Origin of the sequence: Brevibacillus fluminis, assembly GCF_052072235.1 — a bacterium.
Taxonomy (GTDB): Bacteria; Bacillota; Bacilli; order Brevibacillales; family Brevibacillaceae; genus Brevibacillus_D; species Brevibacillus_D fluminis_A.
Window position 1 is genome coordinate 4,887,130 of sequence record NZ_CM125436.1, and the last position, 17,273, is coordinate 4,904,402.

General features: G+C 51.4%; 18 protein-coding genes. 6 read left to right on the top strand and 12 right to left on the bottom strand.

The window, feature by feature from the left end:
• Positions 1-29 precede the first annotated feature (29 nt).
• Complete coding sequence (locus tag ACTID9_RS24000) at positions 30-284, top strand: hypothetical protein (RefSeq protein WP_441067426.1); 255 nt, start codon at positions 30-32, stop codon at positions 282-284.
• A 105-nt stretch (positions 285-389) separates the two neighbouring features.
• Positions 390-896, top strand: coding sequence for a SurA N-terminal domain-containing protein (locus tag ACTID9_RS24005; protein WP_441067428.1), 507 nt, complete (start codon positions 390-392; stop codon positions 894-896).
• 911 nt (positions 897-1,807) lie between these two features.
• Here the strand turns inward: ACTID9_RS24005 and ACTID9_RS24010 are convergent.
• Positions 1,808-2,347, bottom strand: coding sequence for a DUF402 domain-containing protein (locus tag ACTID9_RS24010; protein WP_441067430.1), 540 nt, complete (start codon positions 2,345-2,347; stop codon positions 1,808-1,810).
• Positions 2,348-2,501: 154 nt separating this feature from the next.
• On the opposite strand from ACTID9_RS24010, the gene ACTID9_RS24015 reads away from it, so the two are divergent.
• Complete coding sequence (locus tag ACTID9_RS24015; RefSeq protein ID WP_441067431.1) at positions 2,502-4,070, top strand: acyl-CoA synthetase; 1,569 nt, start codon at positions 2,502-2,504, stop codon at positions 4,068-4,070.
• Positions 4,071-4,233: 163 nt separating this feature from the next.
• Here the strand turns inward: ACTID9_RS24015 and erpA are convergent, their stop codons facing one another.
• The 3 genes from erpA to ACTID9_RS24030 form a co-directional block, all read right to left on the bottom strand.
• The gene (erpA, locus tag ACTID9_RS24020; protein ID WP_441067433.1) at positions 4,234-4,593 is read right to left on the bottom strand and encodes an iron-sulfur cluster insertion protein ErpA; all 360 of its coding nucleotides are present in this window, start codon (positions 4,591-4,593) and stop codon (positions 4,234-4,236) included.
• A gap of 105 nt (positions 4,594-4,698) precedes the next feature.
• Entirely contained in the window at positions 4,699-5,037 is a 339-nt protein-coding gene (locus ACTID9_RS24025) for a cupin domain-containing protein (RefSeq protein ID WP_441067435.1), read from the bottom strand.
• Positions 5,038-5,260: 223 nt separating this feature from the next.
• Positions 5,261-5,488, bottom strand: a complete 228-nt coding sequence (locus ACTID9_RS24030) for an aspartyl-phosphate phosphatase Spo0E family protein (RefSeq protein ID WP_246009443.1) — start codon at positions 5,486-5,488, stop codon at positions 5,261-5,263.
• Positions 5,489-5,877: 389 nt separating this feature from the next.
• Here ACTID9_RS24030 and mqnE point away from each other — a divergent pair, with 389 nt between their 5' ends.
• Positions 5,878-6,981 carry an aminofutalosine synthase MqnE gene (gene mqnE / locus ACTID9_RS24035; RefSeq protein WP_441067438.1) on the top strand — a complete coding sequence of 368 codons (1,104 nt, stop codon included), beginning with the start codon at positions 5,878-5,880 and terminating at the stop codon, positions 6,979-6,981.
• A 57-nt stretch (positions 6,982-7,038) separates the two neighbouring features.
• Here mqnE and ACTID9_RS24040 read toward each other — a convergent pair whose 3' ends face one another.
• Positions 7,039-7,296 (bottom strand): DUF1450 domain-containing protein, encoded by a 258-nt coding sequence (locus tag ACTID9_RS24040; protein WP_441067440.1) that lies wholly within the window; start codon positions 7,294-7,296, stop codon positions 7,039-7,041.
• Positions 7,297-7,496: 200 nt separating this feature from the next.
• Here ACTID9_RS24040 and ACTID9_RS24045 point away from each other — a divergent pair, with 200 nt between their 5' ends.
• Positions 7,497-8,561 carry an NAD(P)/FAD-dependent oxidoreductase gene (locus tag ACTID9_RS24045; protein ID WP_441067442.1) on the top strand — a complete coding sequence of 355 codons (1,065 nt, stop codon included), beginning with the start codon at positions 7,497-7,499 and terminating at the stop codon, positions 8,559-8,561.
• A 41-nt stretch (positions 8,562-8,602) separates the two neighbouring features.
• On the opposite strand, the gene ACTID9_RS24050 is transcribed toward ACTID9_RS24045, so the two are convergent.
• The 5 genes from ACTID9_RS24050 to cysK form a co-directional block, all read right to left on the bottom strand.
• The gene (locus ACTID9_RS24050; protein WP_441067444.1) at positions 8,603-11,557 is read right to left on the bottom strand and encodes an EAL domain-containing protein; all 2,955 of its coding nucleotides are present in this window, start codon (positions 11,555-11,557) and stop codon (positions 8,603-8,605) included.
• 326 nt (positions 11,558-11,883) lie between these two features.
• Positions 11,884-12,225, bottom strand: coding sequence for a hypothetical protein (locus ACTID9_RS24055; RefSeq protein ID WP_441067446.1), 342 nt, complete (start codon positions 12,223-12,225; stop codon positions 11,884-11,886).
• Between the two features lie 66 nt (positions 12,226-12,291).
• Positions 12,292-12,621, bottom strand: coding sequence for a YuzD family protein (locus ACTID9_RS24060; RefSeq protein WP_441067448.1), 330 nt, complete (start codon positions 12,619-12,621; stop codon positions 12,292-12,294).
• A gap of 28 nt (positions 12,622-12,649) precedes the next feature.
• On the bottom strand, positions 12,650-13,783 hold the full coding sequence (locus ACTID9_RS24065) for a bifunctional cystathionine gamma-lyase/homocysteine desulfhydrase (RefSeq protein ID WP_441067450.1): 1,134 nt from the start codon (positions 13,781-13,783) through the stop codon (positions 12,650-12,652).
• Positions 13,784-13,785: 2 nt separating this feature from the next.
• Positions 13,786-14,709 carry a cysteine synthase A gene (gene cysK / locus ACTID9_RS24070; RefSeq protein WP_441067452.1) on the bottom strand — a complete coding sequence of 308 codons (924 nt, stop codon included), beginning with the start codon at positions 14,707-14,709 and terminating at the stop codon, positions 13,786-13,788.
• A gap of 233 nt (positions 14,710-14,942) precedes the next feature.
• Here cysK and ACTID9_RS24075 point away from each other — a divergent pair, with 233 nt between their 5' ends.
• Entirely contained in the window at positions 14,943-15,170 is a 228-nt protein-coding gene (locus tag ACTID9_RS24075) for a NifU family protein (RefSeq protein ID WP_122919427.1), read from the top strand.
• Between the two features lie 29 nt (positions 15,171-15,199).
• On the opposite strand, the gene ACTID9_RS24080 is transcribed toward ACTID9_RS24075, so the two are convergent.
• Positions 15,200-16,132, bottom strand: coding sequence for an alpha/beta hydrolase (locus ACTID9_RS24080; RefSeq protein WP_441067454.1), 933 nt, complete (start codon positions 16,130-16,132; stop codon positions 15,200-15,202).
• 30 nt (positions 16,133-16,162) lie between these two features.
• Positions 16,163-17,212, bottom strand: coding sequence for a hypothetical protein (locus ACTID9_RS24085; protein WP_441067456.1), 1,050 nt, complete (start codon positions 17,210-17,212; stop codon positions 16,163-16,165).
• Positions 17,213-17,273: the final 61 nt, after the last annotated feature.

A 17,273-nucleotide genomic window follows, 5' to 3' on the forward strand; every position in this document is an offset into this window, starting at 1 on the left:
CACAAAGTAGGAATGGAGGGGGTTTTTTCATGAAATCGTTATGCCCGATTTGCAACGGCTTCACCGCTTTAGCCTCGCTTTGTCCCAATTGCAGCCTGCAGCTTGAAGACACCGGCAGATTGGCTGATTATTACGGAGATTACAGTCCCTACCGCGAAATCGACGATGCGAAAAAGGACAATGGCTTTCCCGATCTCTCCCTTCGGCAATGCATGCATGTAACATGGTGCTCGCTTTGCCAGATGGAACAGATCGTTGCGGTCGACGAGTGGGCGTCATACTGATTTTCCCATCGTTTTTTGTTACCATTTTCATTGCTTTTCCACATTTCAATTGTATACTAGTCGACGTACTAGACCTTATCACGAAAAAAACGGAGGTACCATCACGTGAAAAAATTTGATCTGACCATACTGACGATCAGTGTGCTCGCTTTGGCTCTGGTCATCCTGGGTGTCGCCACTTCGGGAGGCAGCGGACATAGTTCTGCTACCGTCGCCACAATCAATGGCGAAAAAGTAACAGAGCAACAGCTGAATGACACCATGAAGGAAAAATACGGGGAAAAAACCTTGACCGCGATGACGTCCAGCATCTTGATCGAGCAGGAAGCCAAGAAAACGGGAACCACTGTCGATGAAGCACAGGTGCAGGACCAACTGAAGCAATTGAAAGCCAAACTCGGTTCCGAAGACGCCTATAAGACCTATTTGGAGCGCAGAAACTATACAGAGGAAACATTGACCACCAAGTTGCGTGAATTGATGCTCGTGCAAAAACTGACAGCTGCCTATAACAAACAGCACAATACAAAGCTGACACCGAACGATTATGTGGACGAACTGAACAAAAATGCACAAATCGTCATTTCGGACCCTATGCTGCAAAAAAAATAACAACCAACTCCAGGCTGGTTGTTTGAATAAAGCAGTTTCCCCAAAATCAGTTATACAAGGAATTGTGTGCCTCTCTATTATTACCAAGGAAACGATCCGCTTCAATAGGCTGTTCTTGGACCGTTTGGAAATTTTTTCTTCTGTTAGGATGTATAAGCGTCCTTTTGCTGGCCATACTATTATCATCGAGCCCGGTGGTCAACGATTTAAACGGACCCAAATCCGTAACGGAGGCGATGTGCCGTGGACAATGTAGTGGATCACCTCGTCGAGAGTTTCGCGGGAGACAAGCGTTAGTCTTTACGGTAACTCATCCTCTTCATCGGAGGTAGATGTGCCAAAGAGAATAATCGTTAGTACCCAGAAATAAACGATCGGGCTCGATTATAGCCGCCTCCCTATGGGGGCGGTTTGTATTTTATTCAGCTGGGAATTTTAAAAACGATTATAGGGAATGAAAAAACCGGGGCAAGCTCCCGGTTTTTTATTTTTTACGGTTATGGGTTGTGTTTTCGCCGGTCTTGGGCGGCGTGCTGCGGGAACCTGCCGAAGCGGTCGTCGGGCGTTTTTCGTTTGACATGCGGTGTCCTCCTTTGTTGATTTCCTTTCTCTTCTACTATGCCCGCAGCGTCGGAATTTTACTTTGCCAGTTATAGCGATCGAAAAGCGGTGCGCAGGTGTGAAGCGATAATCTCCTCTTCCGATCCCAAATACTCCATCCGTAGACAAATACAACAGCCTTGTGCGCGGCGACAGGAGCGAAAGCAGGTAATGAAGCCCCCGCTCGATCAAAAGCTCCTCCTGCCCCATTAACGCCCATATGACGACGGATGGCTGCGTACTTGCAAGACACGCCTTCAGTTGATCGTAGTGCGTGACATCCACCCTCCTATAATCCGGTCCCCCCTTTTCTATACGCTTCTGAGCAACTCCCGATAATGGGGCGCACAAAGCGAAAAGAGCGGGAACCGGTTTTGTTCGATCAGCCTTTTGATCCGGTTGGCTTCCCGCCACGCCAAATCGTGATCGGCCTGCGTAATGACGCCCTTCTGCAATGCTTCATCCAGCTCGTCACCGTCGATGATCTCAAGCTCGCCCGTCGGTAGCTTCACAACATCGAGGTATAGATCATCAAACCAGGGGATGCCCTCATTTGTCACCCCATGCTCTTTGACAATATCGATATAATGCTGAACGATCTCCCCTGCCTGATTGAACATCGTCGTCAGCGTAAAATGGCTGTTTTCAGGAAAATGCTGCAGCCAGACGTAACCAGCATCCGCGACGCAGACGCTGACGTTGCAGCAGCCCATGACGAGCGGCTCACGCAACTCGTCGATGGCAAAAATCGTCACGATCCCCGCAAACCGACTTCCTTGTTTTTCCATCGATGCATACCTTTTTTGGTAAATTCGTTTCCAGTCCGGTCGATTGGCAAATTTCCGTTTCATGGCATGCTCCTTTCCTTGCTATCTTTAGCATTCCGTTATGGGAGCGGCAAATCCTCTGCTTGGTGAGTTTTCAGAAAAGAGTTATAATACTGAAAAACAACCACGAACGCAATTGGCACAAAAACAAACCTGTTTTGTTATGGAGGGGTCGTTCATGAGCGAGATTCAACGTGTCAGAAGAAATACGTTAGGGGATTTGCTGCGCCGAAGCAAAAGGCGTTTCCCGACCAAAATGGCGCTGCAATACGCCGAGGAAAGCTTTACGTACGCACAGCTGGACGAGATCGTCAACCGTACGGCAAATGCGGTACACGCTTCCGGACTGCAAAAAGGCGACCGCGCCGCAGTGCTGTCCCGCAACTCCCTGGACTTCGCCATCCTCAATTTTGCGCTCGCAAAAGCCGGCGTCATTCTCGTCCCGATCAATTACATGCTGAACAAGGACGATGTCGCCTTTATTTTTGGCCATGCCGAGGTGAGTGCCTGCTTCGCCTCCCCCGAGTTCGCCGCATTGGCGGATGACGCCATCGAGCAGGCAGGATGCAGCATCGTCCTAAAAGCGATCATCTCCAAACCTTCCGCTCCAAAGGACGGCTGGCACCTGTTCCGCGAGCTGATTGAGCACGCGAGCGCAACTGAACCGGACGTCGAGCTGCAAGATGATGACATCGCACATATCTTGTATACAAGCGGGACGGAATCCAAACCAAAAGGCGTCATGCTGACCCATAAAAATCTGATCTCCGAATACGTGAGCACCATAATTGACGGAAGCATGGCTGAAGACGACATCGCCATTCATGCTCTGCCTCTTTTCCACAGCGCACAGCTGCATTGCTTTCTCGGCCCATACGTCTATCTGGGGGCGAGCGGCATCATTTTGGAGCAAGCCACTCCCGATCTGCTGCTCGAAACGGTCGAGACGTACAAGGCAACACAGCTGTTCTGCCCGCCGACCGTCTGGATTGCGCTTTTGCGCTCGCCTGAATTCGCGGCCCGCAATCTCTCTTCACTAAAAAAATGCTACTATGGCGCGGCGATCATGCCTGTCGAAGTGTTAAAAGAATTACGAAAGCGCTTACCGGATGCGCAATTTTGGAATTTTTACGGGCAGACCGAAGTAGCGCCGCTTGCCACCGTGCTCAAGCCGGATGATCAGCTGCGGAAACCAGGCTCCGCAGGCAAGCCGTCGCTCAACGTCGAAACCATCATCGTCGACGACGAAGGGAATGAAGTCCCGCGCGGATCGATCGGCGAGATTGTACATCGGACCAGCCATGCGATGCTGGGCTATTTTCGAGATCCGGAGAAAACGTCAGCCGCTTTTCATAACGGGTGGTTCCATAGCGGCGATTTAGGGATGATGGACGAGGAAGGCTATATTACGGTGGTGGATCGGAAAAAGGATATGATCAAATCGGGCGGAGAAAATGTATCCAGCCGGGAAGTGGAGGAATTGATTTACCAGCACCCCAAAGTGTCTGAGGTCGCAGTCATTGGGGTTCCCCATCCGTACTGGATCGAGGCGGTTACCGGCGTCGTCGTCCCGAAAGCGGGAGAAAGCCTGACTGCCGACGAAATTTTGGCTTTTTGCCGGGAGCGGTTGTCATCGTTTAAAGCGCCGAAATTCATCGTGATCGCGGATAATCTCCCCCGCAACCCGAGCGGCAAAATTCTCAAGCGGGAGCTGCGTCTCCAGCATGAAATGCTCGCCCAGCAATAAAGGAGCATTTGCAGCAAACTGGTGTCGCATGGCTCACGATTAGTTTATTCTTCGTCCGCCTTGTACTATGTAACGCCGGTTTGGGTGATGCTGAAAACCGCTTTTTTTAGAAAAAAACCTCGATGGCACGCGCTTGGCAATACCATCGAGGTTTTTCTGGCGTTTAGTCGTCGCATTTCTCAACTTTGCCTTCATCCTTCGCTGTGCGGAAGGAGGAGCCACAGCCGCAGCTTGCGATCGCGTTCGGGTTGTGCATGGTGAAGCCGCCACCCATCATCGATTCCTTGTAGTCGATTTCGAGTCCGTTAATATATTGATAGCTGTCCGCATCTACAACCACTTTAATGCCGAACTGCTCCATCGTATGGTCGCCTTCGCGAACGTCATCGTCGAAGCCCATGCCGTAGGAGAAGCCGCTGCACCCGCCTGGTCGTACCCCGACACGCAGGAAGATGTTCGGATTGTTTTCCGCCGCCAACAGTTCCTTCACTTTCGAGCCAGCTTGTTCCGTCAATGTGATCATGCTAATTCCCTCCCTTGTGAAGCATACTTTCTCCTCTTTAGTATACTAAGAAAATCGTCCGCCAACAAGGTTCCCACTATCCAGATAGTGTTATGTTCAACAAGTTTAGGCATTGATCCTGTCGCCCCGGCTGGTTGGCTGTGAAACGACTAAAAATTCGACATCCGCCCCACTCCTGTTCATCATCTGGTGCGGAACATGCGGAGGTACCTCCACCCCTTGATGCGGTTCAATGGTCACGACTTCCCCATCGACCTCAAGCGTAGCGACACCTGATAGGACAAAGAAAAACTGCTGTGCCTGCTCATGGTAATGCCGCACCTCCTGGGTGTCTGCCGGCATGCGCTCATGAATGACGCTGAGCGCCCCGTTTTTCACCAGATGCCAGCCGTCGCAACGCTCCCCCCATAGATAATGCTCTGCGTTTTCCTTGCTGATTTTCAAAAGTAGCGCCTCCTTTATGTTAAGAAAAACTTCTTTCAGAAGCCCTTTCGAGAAGCAGGTCCTTCGATCTGTGGAAGTTTTTCTTCCGCTCCAGAATTTATAAGCGCAAGCACTTATAAATTCTTATACGAACAAAAAAACCGATCGACCCTGTGGGCAATCGGATGTATTTATTCGTCATGATTGGCTATTTGCTTCACATCGAAATACGGCAGGCTACCTTTCAAGCAAAGTTCATCTTGGACTCCAATATATAAAAACGGTAAGGCTTCGTATTCAATGCTTTCCCCTTAGACGAGCCATGATCCATCTGGAGTAATTCATTGTGAAGTCGATCGATCTGCTTACTGCATTCCAGTACGTCCGGATGATCCAATCCACATTCCAAACCCAATTTAACCATTTGCTGTCGAAGGAGTTCGATTTTTTCGAGCAACTTTTCCCGCATCATAATCTCCTCCTACCTTTGATATGAAGTTTACTTGCCTTTATTCTACAGGAATTTACTGTCATTTTCAAACATAAATTACCAAACATATAAAGAAAAAGAATAAAGAATTGGCGGTTTTTGTAATTTTTTACCAACTCGTCTCCTATTTCCTCTAGTTTATGATTGTTCCGTTTCTTAAACAGCTTTATAATAAGGTCAGTCTCTTTCTAGGGAAGCGCATATGCTTCGATTTTCTACTTTTCTTTATTGTAACCACCTGAATTGACTGCGTAAATGACAGGATCAAGACAGGTGTATTTGATGCGTTTTACGATGTTTCTGTCTTGCCCGAAAGAACGGAGCTTTCATTCGAGTCTGAATGAGCCCGCATACGAAAGGAGGAACTTGTCTTGAATATCCTCGAACTCCAACCTCAGGACAAATCACTGGCAGCCATTCGCGACAAGGTACTGCATGGAGAACGGCTGACAAAAGAAGATGGCGTCGCCTTGTTCCAATCCAACGACCTTTTGACGATCGGTCAGCTGGCCAATTATGTGAACCAGCAAAAGAACGGGGACAATGTGTACTTTGTGCAAAACATGTACATCAACCCGACGAACGTTTGCGAAGCGAACTGTCGTTTCTGTGCGTTCCGCCGCGACATCGACGAAGAAGGCGCGTACACCATGAGCATGGATGAGCTGCTTCATTATGTCGAAGCCCGCTTCTACCCAGGCATTCGCGAGTTCCATATCGTCGGCGGCCACAACCAGCACCAGAAGTTCGATTACTATCTGGACACGATCCGCACGCTGAAAAAAGCATACCCGGATGTCGCCATCAAGGCGTACACCGGCGCAGAGATCGAGTTCTTCTCGCGCATTGCCGGCATCAGCTTCCGCGAAGTGATCCAGGAGCTGATCAAGGCGGGCCTCGATACGATGCCTGGCGGCGGTGCGGAAATTTTGACCGAACGCTACCGCGAAAAAATGAGCCCGGAAAAAGCGAGTACCGACGACTGGCTTCGCGCTCACCAAACCGCACATGAGCTGGGCCTGAAAACCCATGCCACCATGCTGTACGGCTCGATCGAAACATTGGAAGAGCGCGTGATCCATATGCTGCGCGTACGCGAGCTGCAAGATCAGACAGGCGGCTATATGGTCTTCATCCCGCTCGCCGTACAGCCGATGAAGGCTTCTGCCGGCATCAAGCGCCGCACGTCGGCTTTCGATGACTTGAAAACGATGGCGATCAGCCGTCTCATGCTGGATAACGTGCAGCACATGAAAGCATATTTCATCAACATCGGCACGCAGCTGACGCAAATTTCGCTGACCATGGGCGCATCCGACGTTCACGGCACATTGGTGGAAGAGCGGATCAGCCATGCTGCTGGTGCTCTCACCCAAGCCGGCTTAACCGTCGACGATCTCGTCTGGCTGATTCAAGGCGCCGGCAAAAAAGCGCTGGAGCGCGATACATTCTACAACGTAATCAAGGAATACTAAACCTATCTCGACACCTTGGCTCTGATCGTAAAGAGACATGGAAAAGGACTTTCACCATTAAAAGGGAAAGTCCTTTTCCAGCGCTTCCTTTGATTCACGCAGCTTTTCCTTGATTTTGACCAGCAGTTCATCCGGCGTTGGCGCTGAGACGAATTCGCCATCCACAAGGGCGAACGGCTCCATGTAGCACTCGCCGCAATGACCGAGGCAGCCGTATTCTACGGCATCCAGCTCAGTGTCTTCTTCCAATATTTGAAACACCTTTTTGGTGTAAGAGGATACGTTGCTGGAACAAAACTCAACGATCGGTCTCATCGATTATCACCTGTCTTTCCCAAATCCGAACGAAAGTTGCCTTTCACCTTTCTATTGTACCGCGAATGAGTGAAAAATCCAGCGTGGAAGATGTGGGAAAAAAGATTCTGCTTGCTTTTTTGCACAAATCCGTCTAAAAATAGATTGGATAGAACAAAATGAACAAATACATTGGAGAAACAGAAAGGACCATACTTCCTATGAAACGTCTCGTTATCCTTGGCGGAGGTTACGGGGGTCTACGGATTGTAGAACGCATGCTTACCCCAGAACTACCGGACGATGTTTTTATCACATTGGTAGACCGCATGCCCTTTCATGGTCTCAAAACCGAGTATTATGCTTTGGCGGCCGGAACCGAGCCTGAGCATAATGTACGAGTAGCATTTCCAACCGATTCCCGTCTTACCACCAAGTTCGGTGAAGTAACGAAGGTTGACTTGGAACAGCAGGTTGTACTGTTTGCCAACGGCGATACGCTGGAGTACAACTGGCTCGTAATCGGCTTAGGCTGTGAGGACCGTTACCATAACATTCCTGGCGCTGAAGAGTTTACCCATTCCATTCAAACCATGAACGCAACACGCTGCACGTATGCGGCCATCAACAACGTGAATCCGTACGGACAAGTAACGGTTGTCGGCGGCGGCTTGAGCGGCGTAGAGATCGCTTCCGAGCTGCGCGAAAGCCGTCCTGATTTAAATATTCGCATTCTCGACCGCGGTGAAAGCATTCTCAGCCCATTCCCGAAAAAGCTGCAGCAATACGCTTCCCAATGGTTTGTGGAGCATGAAGTGCAATTGATTTCCCACGCGCAAGTCGATCGCGTGGAAAAAGGTGTTGTCTACAATCACAATCAGCCGCTCGCAAGCGACGCCATCGTGTGGACAGCCGGCATTCAGGCGAACCGTATCGTCCGCGAGCTTCCTGTCGAGCAGGACGGCAGCGGACGCGCTGTTGTGAATCAATACAACCAGCTTCCTGATTACCGCAACGTCTATGTTGTCGGTGACTGTGCGAGCCTCCCTTATGCGCCGAGCGCCCAGTTGGCGGAAGGCCAGGGTGAACAGATCGCCGTCGCCTTGAAAGCGGAAATGAAAGGCATCGCGATTCCGGCACTGCCAAAAATCAAGCTCAAGGGAACTCTCGGCTCCCTCGGGAAAAAAGAAGGCTTCGGCGTGATGGGCAAGCTGTCCCTCGTCGGCCAAATGCCGCGCGTCATGAAGAGCGGCGTTCTGTGGATGTACAAAAAGCATTTGGGCTAGTGAATATACAAAAGACCAGTCGCGTTTGACTGGTCTTCTTTTTATGCCTGATTATCTTTCATGAGCAGACACTCGAATTCCTCCGGTGGAACAGGCGGACTGAACAGATAGCCTTGCATTTCATTGCAGTGGCCCGCCTGCAAAAAGGCGCGCTGCTCTTCCGTTTCTACCCCTTCCGCAATGACGTTCAGATGCAAGCTGTGGCCGAGCGAAATGATATAGGATACGATCGATGCATGATTCAAATCGACCGAAATGTCGCGAATGAACGACTGGTCAATCTTTAGCGTATCGATCGGGAATTTTTTCAAATAACTTAAGGATGAATAGCCTGTGCCAAAATCGTCGATCGCGATATGTATGCCCAACGTTTTCAATTGGCGGATCAGCGAAATGGCGGTTTCGGCATCCGACATCGTCGTGCCCTCCGTAATTTCCAGTTCCAAATACTGTCCGCTGAGCCCGGTTTCCGCCAAGATCGACGCAACCGTTTCAATCAGATTGCTCCGCTGAAAATGCCGCGCGGAAATGTTCACCGCTACGCGCAGCGGAGGAAAGCCGGCATCCTGCCATGCTTTTGCCTGTTTGCACGCGCTTCTGAGCACATAGCGGTCGATATGGACGATCAAATCGGTTTCCTCGGCGAGCGGGATAAACGCGGCCGGGGAGATCCTCCCTTTTTGCGGATGCTGCCAGCGCACCAGCGCTTCCATCCCGATGATTTTGTTGGTGGCGAGGTTGATTCTCGGCTGGTAATGCAGCACCAGTTCCCCCCGCTCCACCGCTTTGCGCAGCTCGCTTTCGAGCGAAAGTTTTTCCAATGCGGTCGAAATCAGCGCGGGGGAATACAGGCTGTACTGGTTGCCGCCGTTGGCCTTGGCCCGGCTCATCGCCGCATTGGCATTGAACACCAACTCTTTGTTATCGGTTCCATCATCGGGAAACAGGGTGATCCCGATGCTCGCCGTGATGTGCAAGTCGTGTCCTTCGAGAACGAACGGCTGCGAGAGAACGTCAAGAATTTGCTGCGCCACCTTGGCAGCATCCTCGCCCTGGCTGATTTCCGGCAAAATGATTTTGAATTCGTCGCTCCCCAGCCTGCTGAGCGTATCCCCCGCATGCAAACAGGCAGCCAGCCGCTGCGACACTTCCTTCAACAAAGCATCCCCGATAAAATGGCTCAGCGTTTCGTTGATGATCTTGAATCGATCCAAATTCAAAAACAAGACGGCCAGTTTTTCCCCATTGCGGTTCGCTTGCGAAATCGCCTGGCTGAGACGATCGTGGAAAAGCATGCGGTTGGGCAAGCCGGTCAACACGTCGAAATAAGCCTGGTGCTTGATCTGCTCCTCATTGCGCTTTTGCTCGGTAATATCGCGGAAATACCAGATCCGTGAAAACGGGATGCCGTCTTTTGCCACTGCTGGCTGGGTGTACATATCGATCACGCGCCCGTTTTTCAGCAGCACCTCTTCCCGTGCCACCCTGTCAGGGTCCGCATACACGCGTTCCACCCACTGGTAAAACAGTTCGCCATGCTCGACAATGTCCAGCACGAACCGCAGTGCCTCGGGCTCTTCCCGGCCGCTCAAAAGTTCGTCCGGCAGCTGCCACATCTCTGCGAATCGTCTGTTGTGCCCGATGATTTTTCGGTGGCTGTCAACGATGAGGATTCCGTCAAGCAGCGACTCCTGCGTGGCTTTCAGCAGCGTATTGGTGACAACCAGCTCTTCCTCGGCCTGCTTGCGCTCCAGCTCCGCTATCGTCCGGCTGACGAACACCTTGCCGATGCTTCGGATGATCTGCATGGTGAGGGGATCAGGCTGATGTGCGTTGACGATCAGCAGCATGCCTGCGAGGTGTTGGTCTGTTTGCAGCAGCGGAAATGCCATGTGCCAGCCCGGCTCCCTGTCTGCAAGCGGCGTTCCCGCGAACATATGCCGCGAAAGGTCGTTCCCCTCGATGATCCCGTTTGCAATCATCCGGTCATCATCGAGCAAATCAGACAGCTTGTACGAAAAATTCTCGCGGAAATCTCCGCTTGAATACACTTCAACCGTTTGGATCACATCAGGCTGTCCCGCGCTTGTCCTCCCCAAAATGACGCTTTCCACTTTCATAATATGGGCCAGTTGTTCGACCAACGTCCGGAAATAGGCTTCCCCCGTATGGGAAGATACCGCGCGAACGATCTCCTGAAGTTTTTCCTCGGTGCGCTTTTTCTCCGTCACCTCCGAATGGAATCCGACCAGTTCCTTCACGGCGAAACGTTGTGTCCCGTCCGCTTCTTCCTCGAATACCGGCATGACGTAGTTATGGAAGTAACGCCCGTTCTTCTCTGTTAAAAATTCGACCGTCTCCCCCGTAAACGCGCGTTCATAGGATCGATTGATAATGGCTGCGTTCACCGGATCGAACAATTCATCGATGCTTTTGCCGATCACCTGCTCAGTCGTCAGGTTCGACTCTACCGCCAGCGCACCCTCGTTCAGTGTTAAATAAAATTTGCCCTCCGCGGACCGGTAGCACTTAAACACCGCATTCGGCAATATTTGCAACGTCTTTTTAAAATCTTCAATCAGATTTATACGTTCGTTTTGCATCTGCTTCAGTTCGGAAATGTCAATGACGGAACCGATGACTTCCGTTTCCTGACGATTTCCATGAATCGCCGACAGCGTGTTGCAAAATACCCTGTTGCCGAGCGTCCATTCAAATTGAACAGATTTCCCGGATGCCGCCTCCAAAAACAGCTTCTCCAGTTCAGCAGCCTTTTTGGGAAACAACTCGTACAAGGTTTTTCCGATCATGTGCGGAAAATATGCCGTGAGATGCTCCAGTAGCTGTCCTTCAATGACCGTGATGACAAAATGACCGTCCTCGCGACGCTTTGCTTTGTACAGTAGGCCTTGAACATATTTTATCAATTGATAAAATTCTTCGGGCGATTGGTCTGCTGTTTGACCCAGCTCTGGCCCTATCGTCGAATCACTCATGTCCTACCTCCCCGAAGGCTTGGGATTTAAGAAAAACTTCTTTCAGAAGTCCTTTCAAGAAGCAGGTTCTTCGGTCAAAGGAAGTTTTTACCGATGCTTATGCTGGAAGTAACGCTGAGGTACTCCGTCTTCCGCTCCAGTATTTATAAGTGCGAGCACTTATAAATACTTATACGATCAAAAAGATAACCTACCCTTTTCGACAGATTTTGTCACTTTCCTGCTTGCTTGTGCCGATGAAGCCCTTTGTTTTCTAGCAGGAGTGAATTTTTGTTTGAAAACAAAAAAGGTATGCCGATTGCCGACAATACCTTCTTGTCCCACTCTTATTTTTTTGAAATGCGGATTTGTGGAATATGACGCACTTCGTACGTTCCGTTCAGAATCTGCTCGTTGAGGATGGATAATTTAACCAACCCTGCTATTTTGGTCGTGTCCGCTTTCGAGAGCAGCCGCCATACATCTTTGTCCGGTAGCGCATGAAACAGCCGGTTGTCATCGTAATCACGCCGCTCCTGTACGGAAATGACCAGCTTGTACTCATCGCTCACATACGTGCCCGGCGCTTCATAAGCAGCCAACAGCTCAGCCTTTAACCGGTCGACTTCTTCCTCCGCCTGTTTCAGCAGCTGCTTCAATTCAAAATAGCGTGCAATTTGCTGTTCCACGAAAAAAACGCCCCCCTGCCTGTTCATCCGTACAATGTATGCGGAGACAGGCAGGAGTAGACGCTTTTATTTTTCGCCATCCTGGAGAGGCGACAAGCCCATGCTTTCAAGTTTTGCGTAAATGTCTTTCAGCTTCGGATTACCTTCTCCGACAATTTCCCCGGAAATAATGACAAGCGGATACCATAAATCTTCCGTTACGATACGTTCAGCCCACATTTTGTCATCTTCTGTCTCCGGATGTTGAAAATCGCTGTAACTGATCTCGGTCGTTCCTTCACCGAACTTCCGTGCAACCGCCGCTTGGAGCCATGCTGCCGTTTCTTTCGCAGACGGCAGATTGACGCAGCTTGCGCACAGTTGTTCTGTACCGTAAACTTTTATCGCTACTCCCATGTCTTCTCTCCTCCCCGTATCGACTTCCTTATGAGAGAGCCTGCTCCAGATCCTCGATCAGGTCTTCCACATCTTCGATTCCTACGGAGATGCGAACCAAGCCGTCCGTAATGCCCAATTCAGCCCGACGCTCAGCCGGAATCGATGCGTGCGTCATGCGAGCAGGCACGCTGATCAAGCTTTCTACCGCGCCCAACGATTCAGCCAGCGTGAACCATTTCACTTTGGACAACACTTCATCCGCGCGCTCTGCACTTCCGACATCGAAGGAGATCATGCCGCCGAACCCGCGCGCTTGCTTTTTCATCAGCTCATGCTGCGGATGGCTGGACAGCCCTGGATAATTGACTTTCTTGATGTCGCTGCGTTTGCTGAGCCACTCTGCCAGTGCGCGCGTGTTGGTTTCGTGCTCTTCCATCCGTACGCCCAACGTTTTCATTCCGCGCAGCAGCAGCCAGGAATCTTGCGGGCCGAGAATGCCGCCGATCGCATTTTGCAGATAGTGCAGCTCTTCGCCAAGCTCCGCATCTTTCGTCACGACCAGACCCGCGACAACGTCACTATGGCCGCCCAAATATTTGGTTGCGCTGTGGAACACGATATCCGCGCCCAAATCGAGCGGATTTTGCCAATAGGGCGTCATGAACGTGTTGTCTACGATCAGCAGCACATTTTTGCTTTTCGCAATGTCTGCGAGTGCGGCGATGTCGCTCACTTTCAGCAGTGGGTTCGTCGGTGTTTCCATGATGATCGCGCGCGTATTCGGTTGAACGGCTTTTTCAATCGCTGCGAGATCGCCCGTGTCCACGAAGGAAGCTTCCAAACCGAGGCGGGTGAATACGCGTGTGACGACGCGATACGTACCGCCGTACACGTCGTCACCCACAATCAGATGATCTCCTTTGTTGAACAAGGAAAGGATCGTGGAGAGAGCAGCCATACCGGACCCAAACGCAAGGCCGCGTGCGCCGCCCTCCAGCTCCGCAATGTATGTTTCAAGCGCATGGCGCGTCGGGTTGCCTGTGCGGGAATACTCGAAGCCTTTGTGCTTGCCGATTGCCTCCTGTTTGTATGTACTTACCTGATAAATCGGTACGGAAACCGCTCCTGTATTCGGATCGCCGTCAATGCCGCCATGGATCAAACGTGTTTTCAATCGCATGCTTAGATTCCTCCCTGGTAAATTTTTTTGCTCAAATAACGCTCGCTTCCATCGGCGAACAACACGACGATGTTGGTGCCCGGTGCCGCTGCTTCCGCCTCGCGCATGGCCGCGCCCATCGCTGCACCGGCAGAGCTGCCGACCAAGAGTCCTTCCTTCGCTGCCAGCTCTTTCACCCAGCGGAACGACTCTTCGTCGTAGATGGTGTGAATCGCGTCAAAATACGCTGTATCCATAAACGGCGGGAGAAATTCCATGCCGATTCCCTCTACTTTATGCGGGCCCGGTTGGCCGCCGTTCAAAATGGAACCTTCCGGCTCGACGATGACTGTCTTTACGGATGGCTTTTGCTCTTTCAGGTAACGCGCAACTCCCATGAACGTTCCGCCCGATCCGGCGCCCGCTACATACACGTCCACGTTTCCATCCATCTGCTCCCAAATTTCCGGTCCTGTTGTTTTATAATGGGCATCAGGGTTCGCCGGATTGGCGAATTGCTGCGGCACAAACGAGCCTGGAATGGAGTCAGCCAGCTCTTTTGCTTTGGCAATCGCCCCTTTGATCCCCTGCTCTGTCGGTGTATTCACCACTTCTGCTCCCAAAGCGCGCATCAATTCCTGTTTTTCCAGGGAAAACTTCTCTGGCACGCAAAAAATGACACGATAGCCTGTTCCGACGGCGGCAAGCGCAACGCCGATTCCTGTATTTCCTGCTGTAGGTTCAATAATCGTTCCGCCCGGTTTGAGCTGTCCGTTCTCCTCTGCTGCGCGAATCAATTCCACGCCCAAACGATCCTTCACGCTTCCGCCAGGATTGAAGTATTCCAGCTTGGCAAAAAGTCGAACTCCGGTTGGCAGCGCAAATTGCGTCAGCTCCACAATCGGGGTATTCCCGATCAATTCTTTGACGCTGTGATACACCTTCATCAAAAATCCCTCATTTCGTTTGGTTCTCCTCTATTATAACATGAGCAATTTACAATGAATCCACCCCAAAAGGACAAAACACATTGTGAATGGGCAAAATCCGAACACTATTACCACACTTTTAATACACTTAAGGATAAAAACTCATGGATTTCTCGTTGCAAGGGGATTATAATAAAGGTACCATGGCATATGGTATAGGTATCGTTGCCGTAAAGAAGGAGTGAAAAGAAATGGAAATGTTCGATCAAGTGCAAGAAGTGTTGGATAAACTTCGTCCGTACCTGCAGCGCGATGGCGGTGACGTTCAATTGGTTGACGTAGAGGAAGGCATTGTGAAGCTGCGCCTGATGGGTGCGTGCGGCAGCTGCCCATCTTCCACCATTACCCTCAAAGCGGGTATCGAACGCGCGCTCCTGGAAGAAATTCCAGGCGTGAAGGAAGTACAGCAAGTATTCTAATTGTGGCAAGTGCTCGCCCCTGTCAATGCTCACGCGTTGGCAGGGGTTTTTGTTGTTTGCTCCAGAAAAAACGAAATGATGCGATTGCCATATTGCTCCGGCTCAGTCGCAAAGCTCTTCACATGGCCGGCTTTCGGAACGAGCCAAAGCTGCGCGCGCGCGTCGTCCGCTTTTGCAAGCAGCCGCTGGCTGTTCTCATGCGGAATCGTTTCGTCAGCCGTTCCGTGGATAAACAAAATGGGCCGCGGCATGATCCGCTCGATCGCCTGCCACGGGTTGATCCGGTTGATGTCCACTTTGAGCATAAGCGGAATGATGCGCAAAATCAGCCACGTGAAGGGGATGTGCGGCAGGTTGGTCCATCGCGGCATGTTTTCCATCAAATACTCACGCAGCGAATAAAAGGGCGAGTCGGCGACGATCGCACGAATCCGCTCATCCTCAGCCGCTGCAAGCAAAGCGGTAGCTGCTCCCATCGAAAAGCCGATCAACCCGATCGGGCCATCCGCTGACCGTCCCGCTGCAAAATCGACCGCCCCCAGCAAATCAAGCTTCTCATGATAACCGACCGTCGTAATGTTCCCACCGGATTTGCCTGCATTGCGGAAGTCAAACATCAGCACATGAAAGCCTGCAGCGACGAGCCGGGAAGCCAGCGCGAGCGCGGGCAGATGGGGTTCCTGCCGGTTTTGGCTGTAGCCATGCGCCATAACCAGCGACATCCCGTTCGCTTTCCATCCGTTTTCCTCTGCTGAAAAATACCAGCCGGACAACAGTGTTTCATGATCCCGGCTTTTGAACAGCACATTTTCAAAACGTTCCAATCCATAGTCTTTGGGCTGCATGTCCACCGGTTTACGCGGCGGTCTCGTCAGCTTGTGGCCTACATACACGCTGACCCCAAGCATAACGATCGCCGCCAGTGCAAGCAGCACGCCCATGATGATCGCAAAAAAAGCCATATGCCTGCAACCGTCTCCTTTCTTGATGGATCAGGAGTTGTTCCACAGCGACCACTCAAGCGCTGGAATCGCAGCGCCATAGCGGTTGCTGACCAGGCGCGGAAAATGCTGCAGCACCGGTTCCATCGCCAACAGCTCGCCGTCAAGCTTGGCCTCCCAATCTCCCATGTCCTCCAACTCTTCTTCCTCCTCTTCCGCCGACTGCCTGACCATCTCGACCTGCTTGAGAAAGCGGCCCGGGTACATCAGCAGCGCATACACCCAAGCGAATTCCTCTTCGGCAAGCGGCTCGACATCGGTATAACCGGCGAGAAATGCGAGAACTTTTTGCTCATCCCATCCGTTGCGGCGTATATCGCTCTTGATCCACTGGGCAATATCGCGGCTGCGCATATCGAGAATCCAGCTCCACTCGCCGGCGACCAGCTGCTCGCCTGATTCTGCGAAGAAGACGAAGCTTTCATCAAAATTTTGAAAAGCGACCTTACCGTATTTGCCGGGTGTCTTGGCTTTCTTCGTGTAACCGGTATCCTCCAAATACTGGACGGCTGCATCGCCAAGCTGACTGACATAGGTGTAGGTGGTCAGCAAATATTCATCGAACGGTGTTACTTCCTCCTGATCATCCAGCTGGTCGCGGTGCTCATCGAATTGTTTGAGCTTTTGCCGCCACAGTTCCGGCCAATTGCCCAACGAGCTGAATGTGCGAAACGACTTTTCGCCCGTAAAGCTGGCTGTCGCCTGATGAAAGCGGGCGAGCGACTCTCCGATCACATACGCCTCATTCGCCAGCGAGCCGGAACGAACGCCTTGCTTCACATAATACAATTTATCATCATGCAGAAAATATCCTTCATTCTGATAGGTTGTCGCCGATGGCAGCAAATGAATTGCGCTCGCCTTGGCGAGATGCTGCTCCACGCTTCCGACGAATTTGGCCTTGCTGCGATAGGCAGCCGGGCAGGAAAACAGATAGTATGTGCCGCTGTCTGTATCCAACTCATACCTGCTGCCCACTTCCTGGCCACCGAAGACGCGCAGGCCGTATTTTTCCTGCAGCTTCGCTGCGATCTCCTCCATATTCGATCCCTCCTGCAAACTTGCCTATAGCACAATATGACTGCCAGCCGGGATAGGTGCC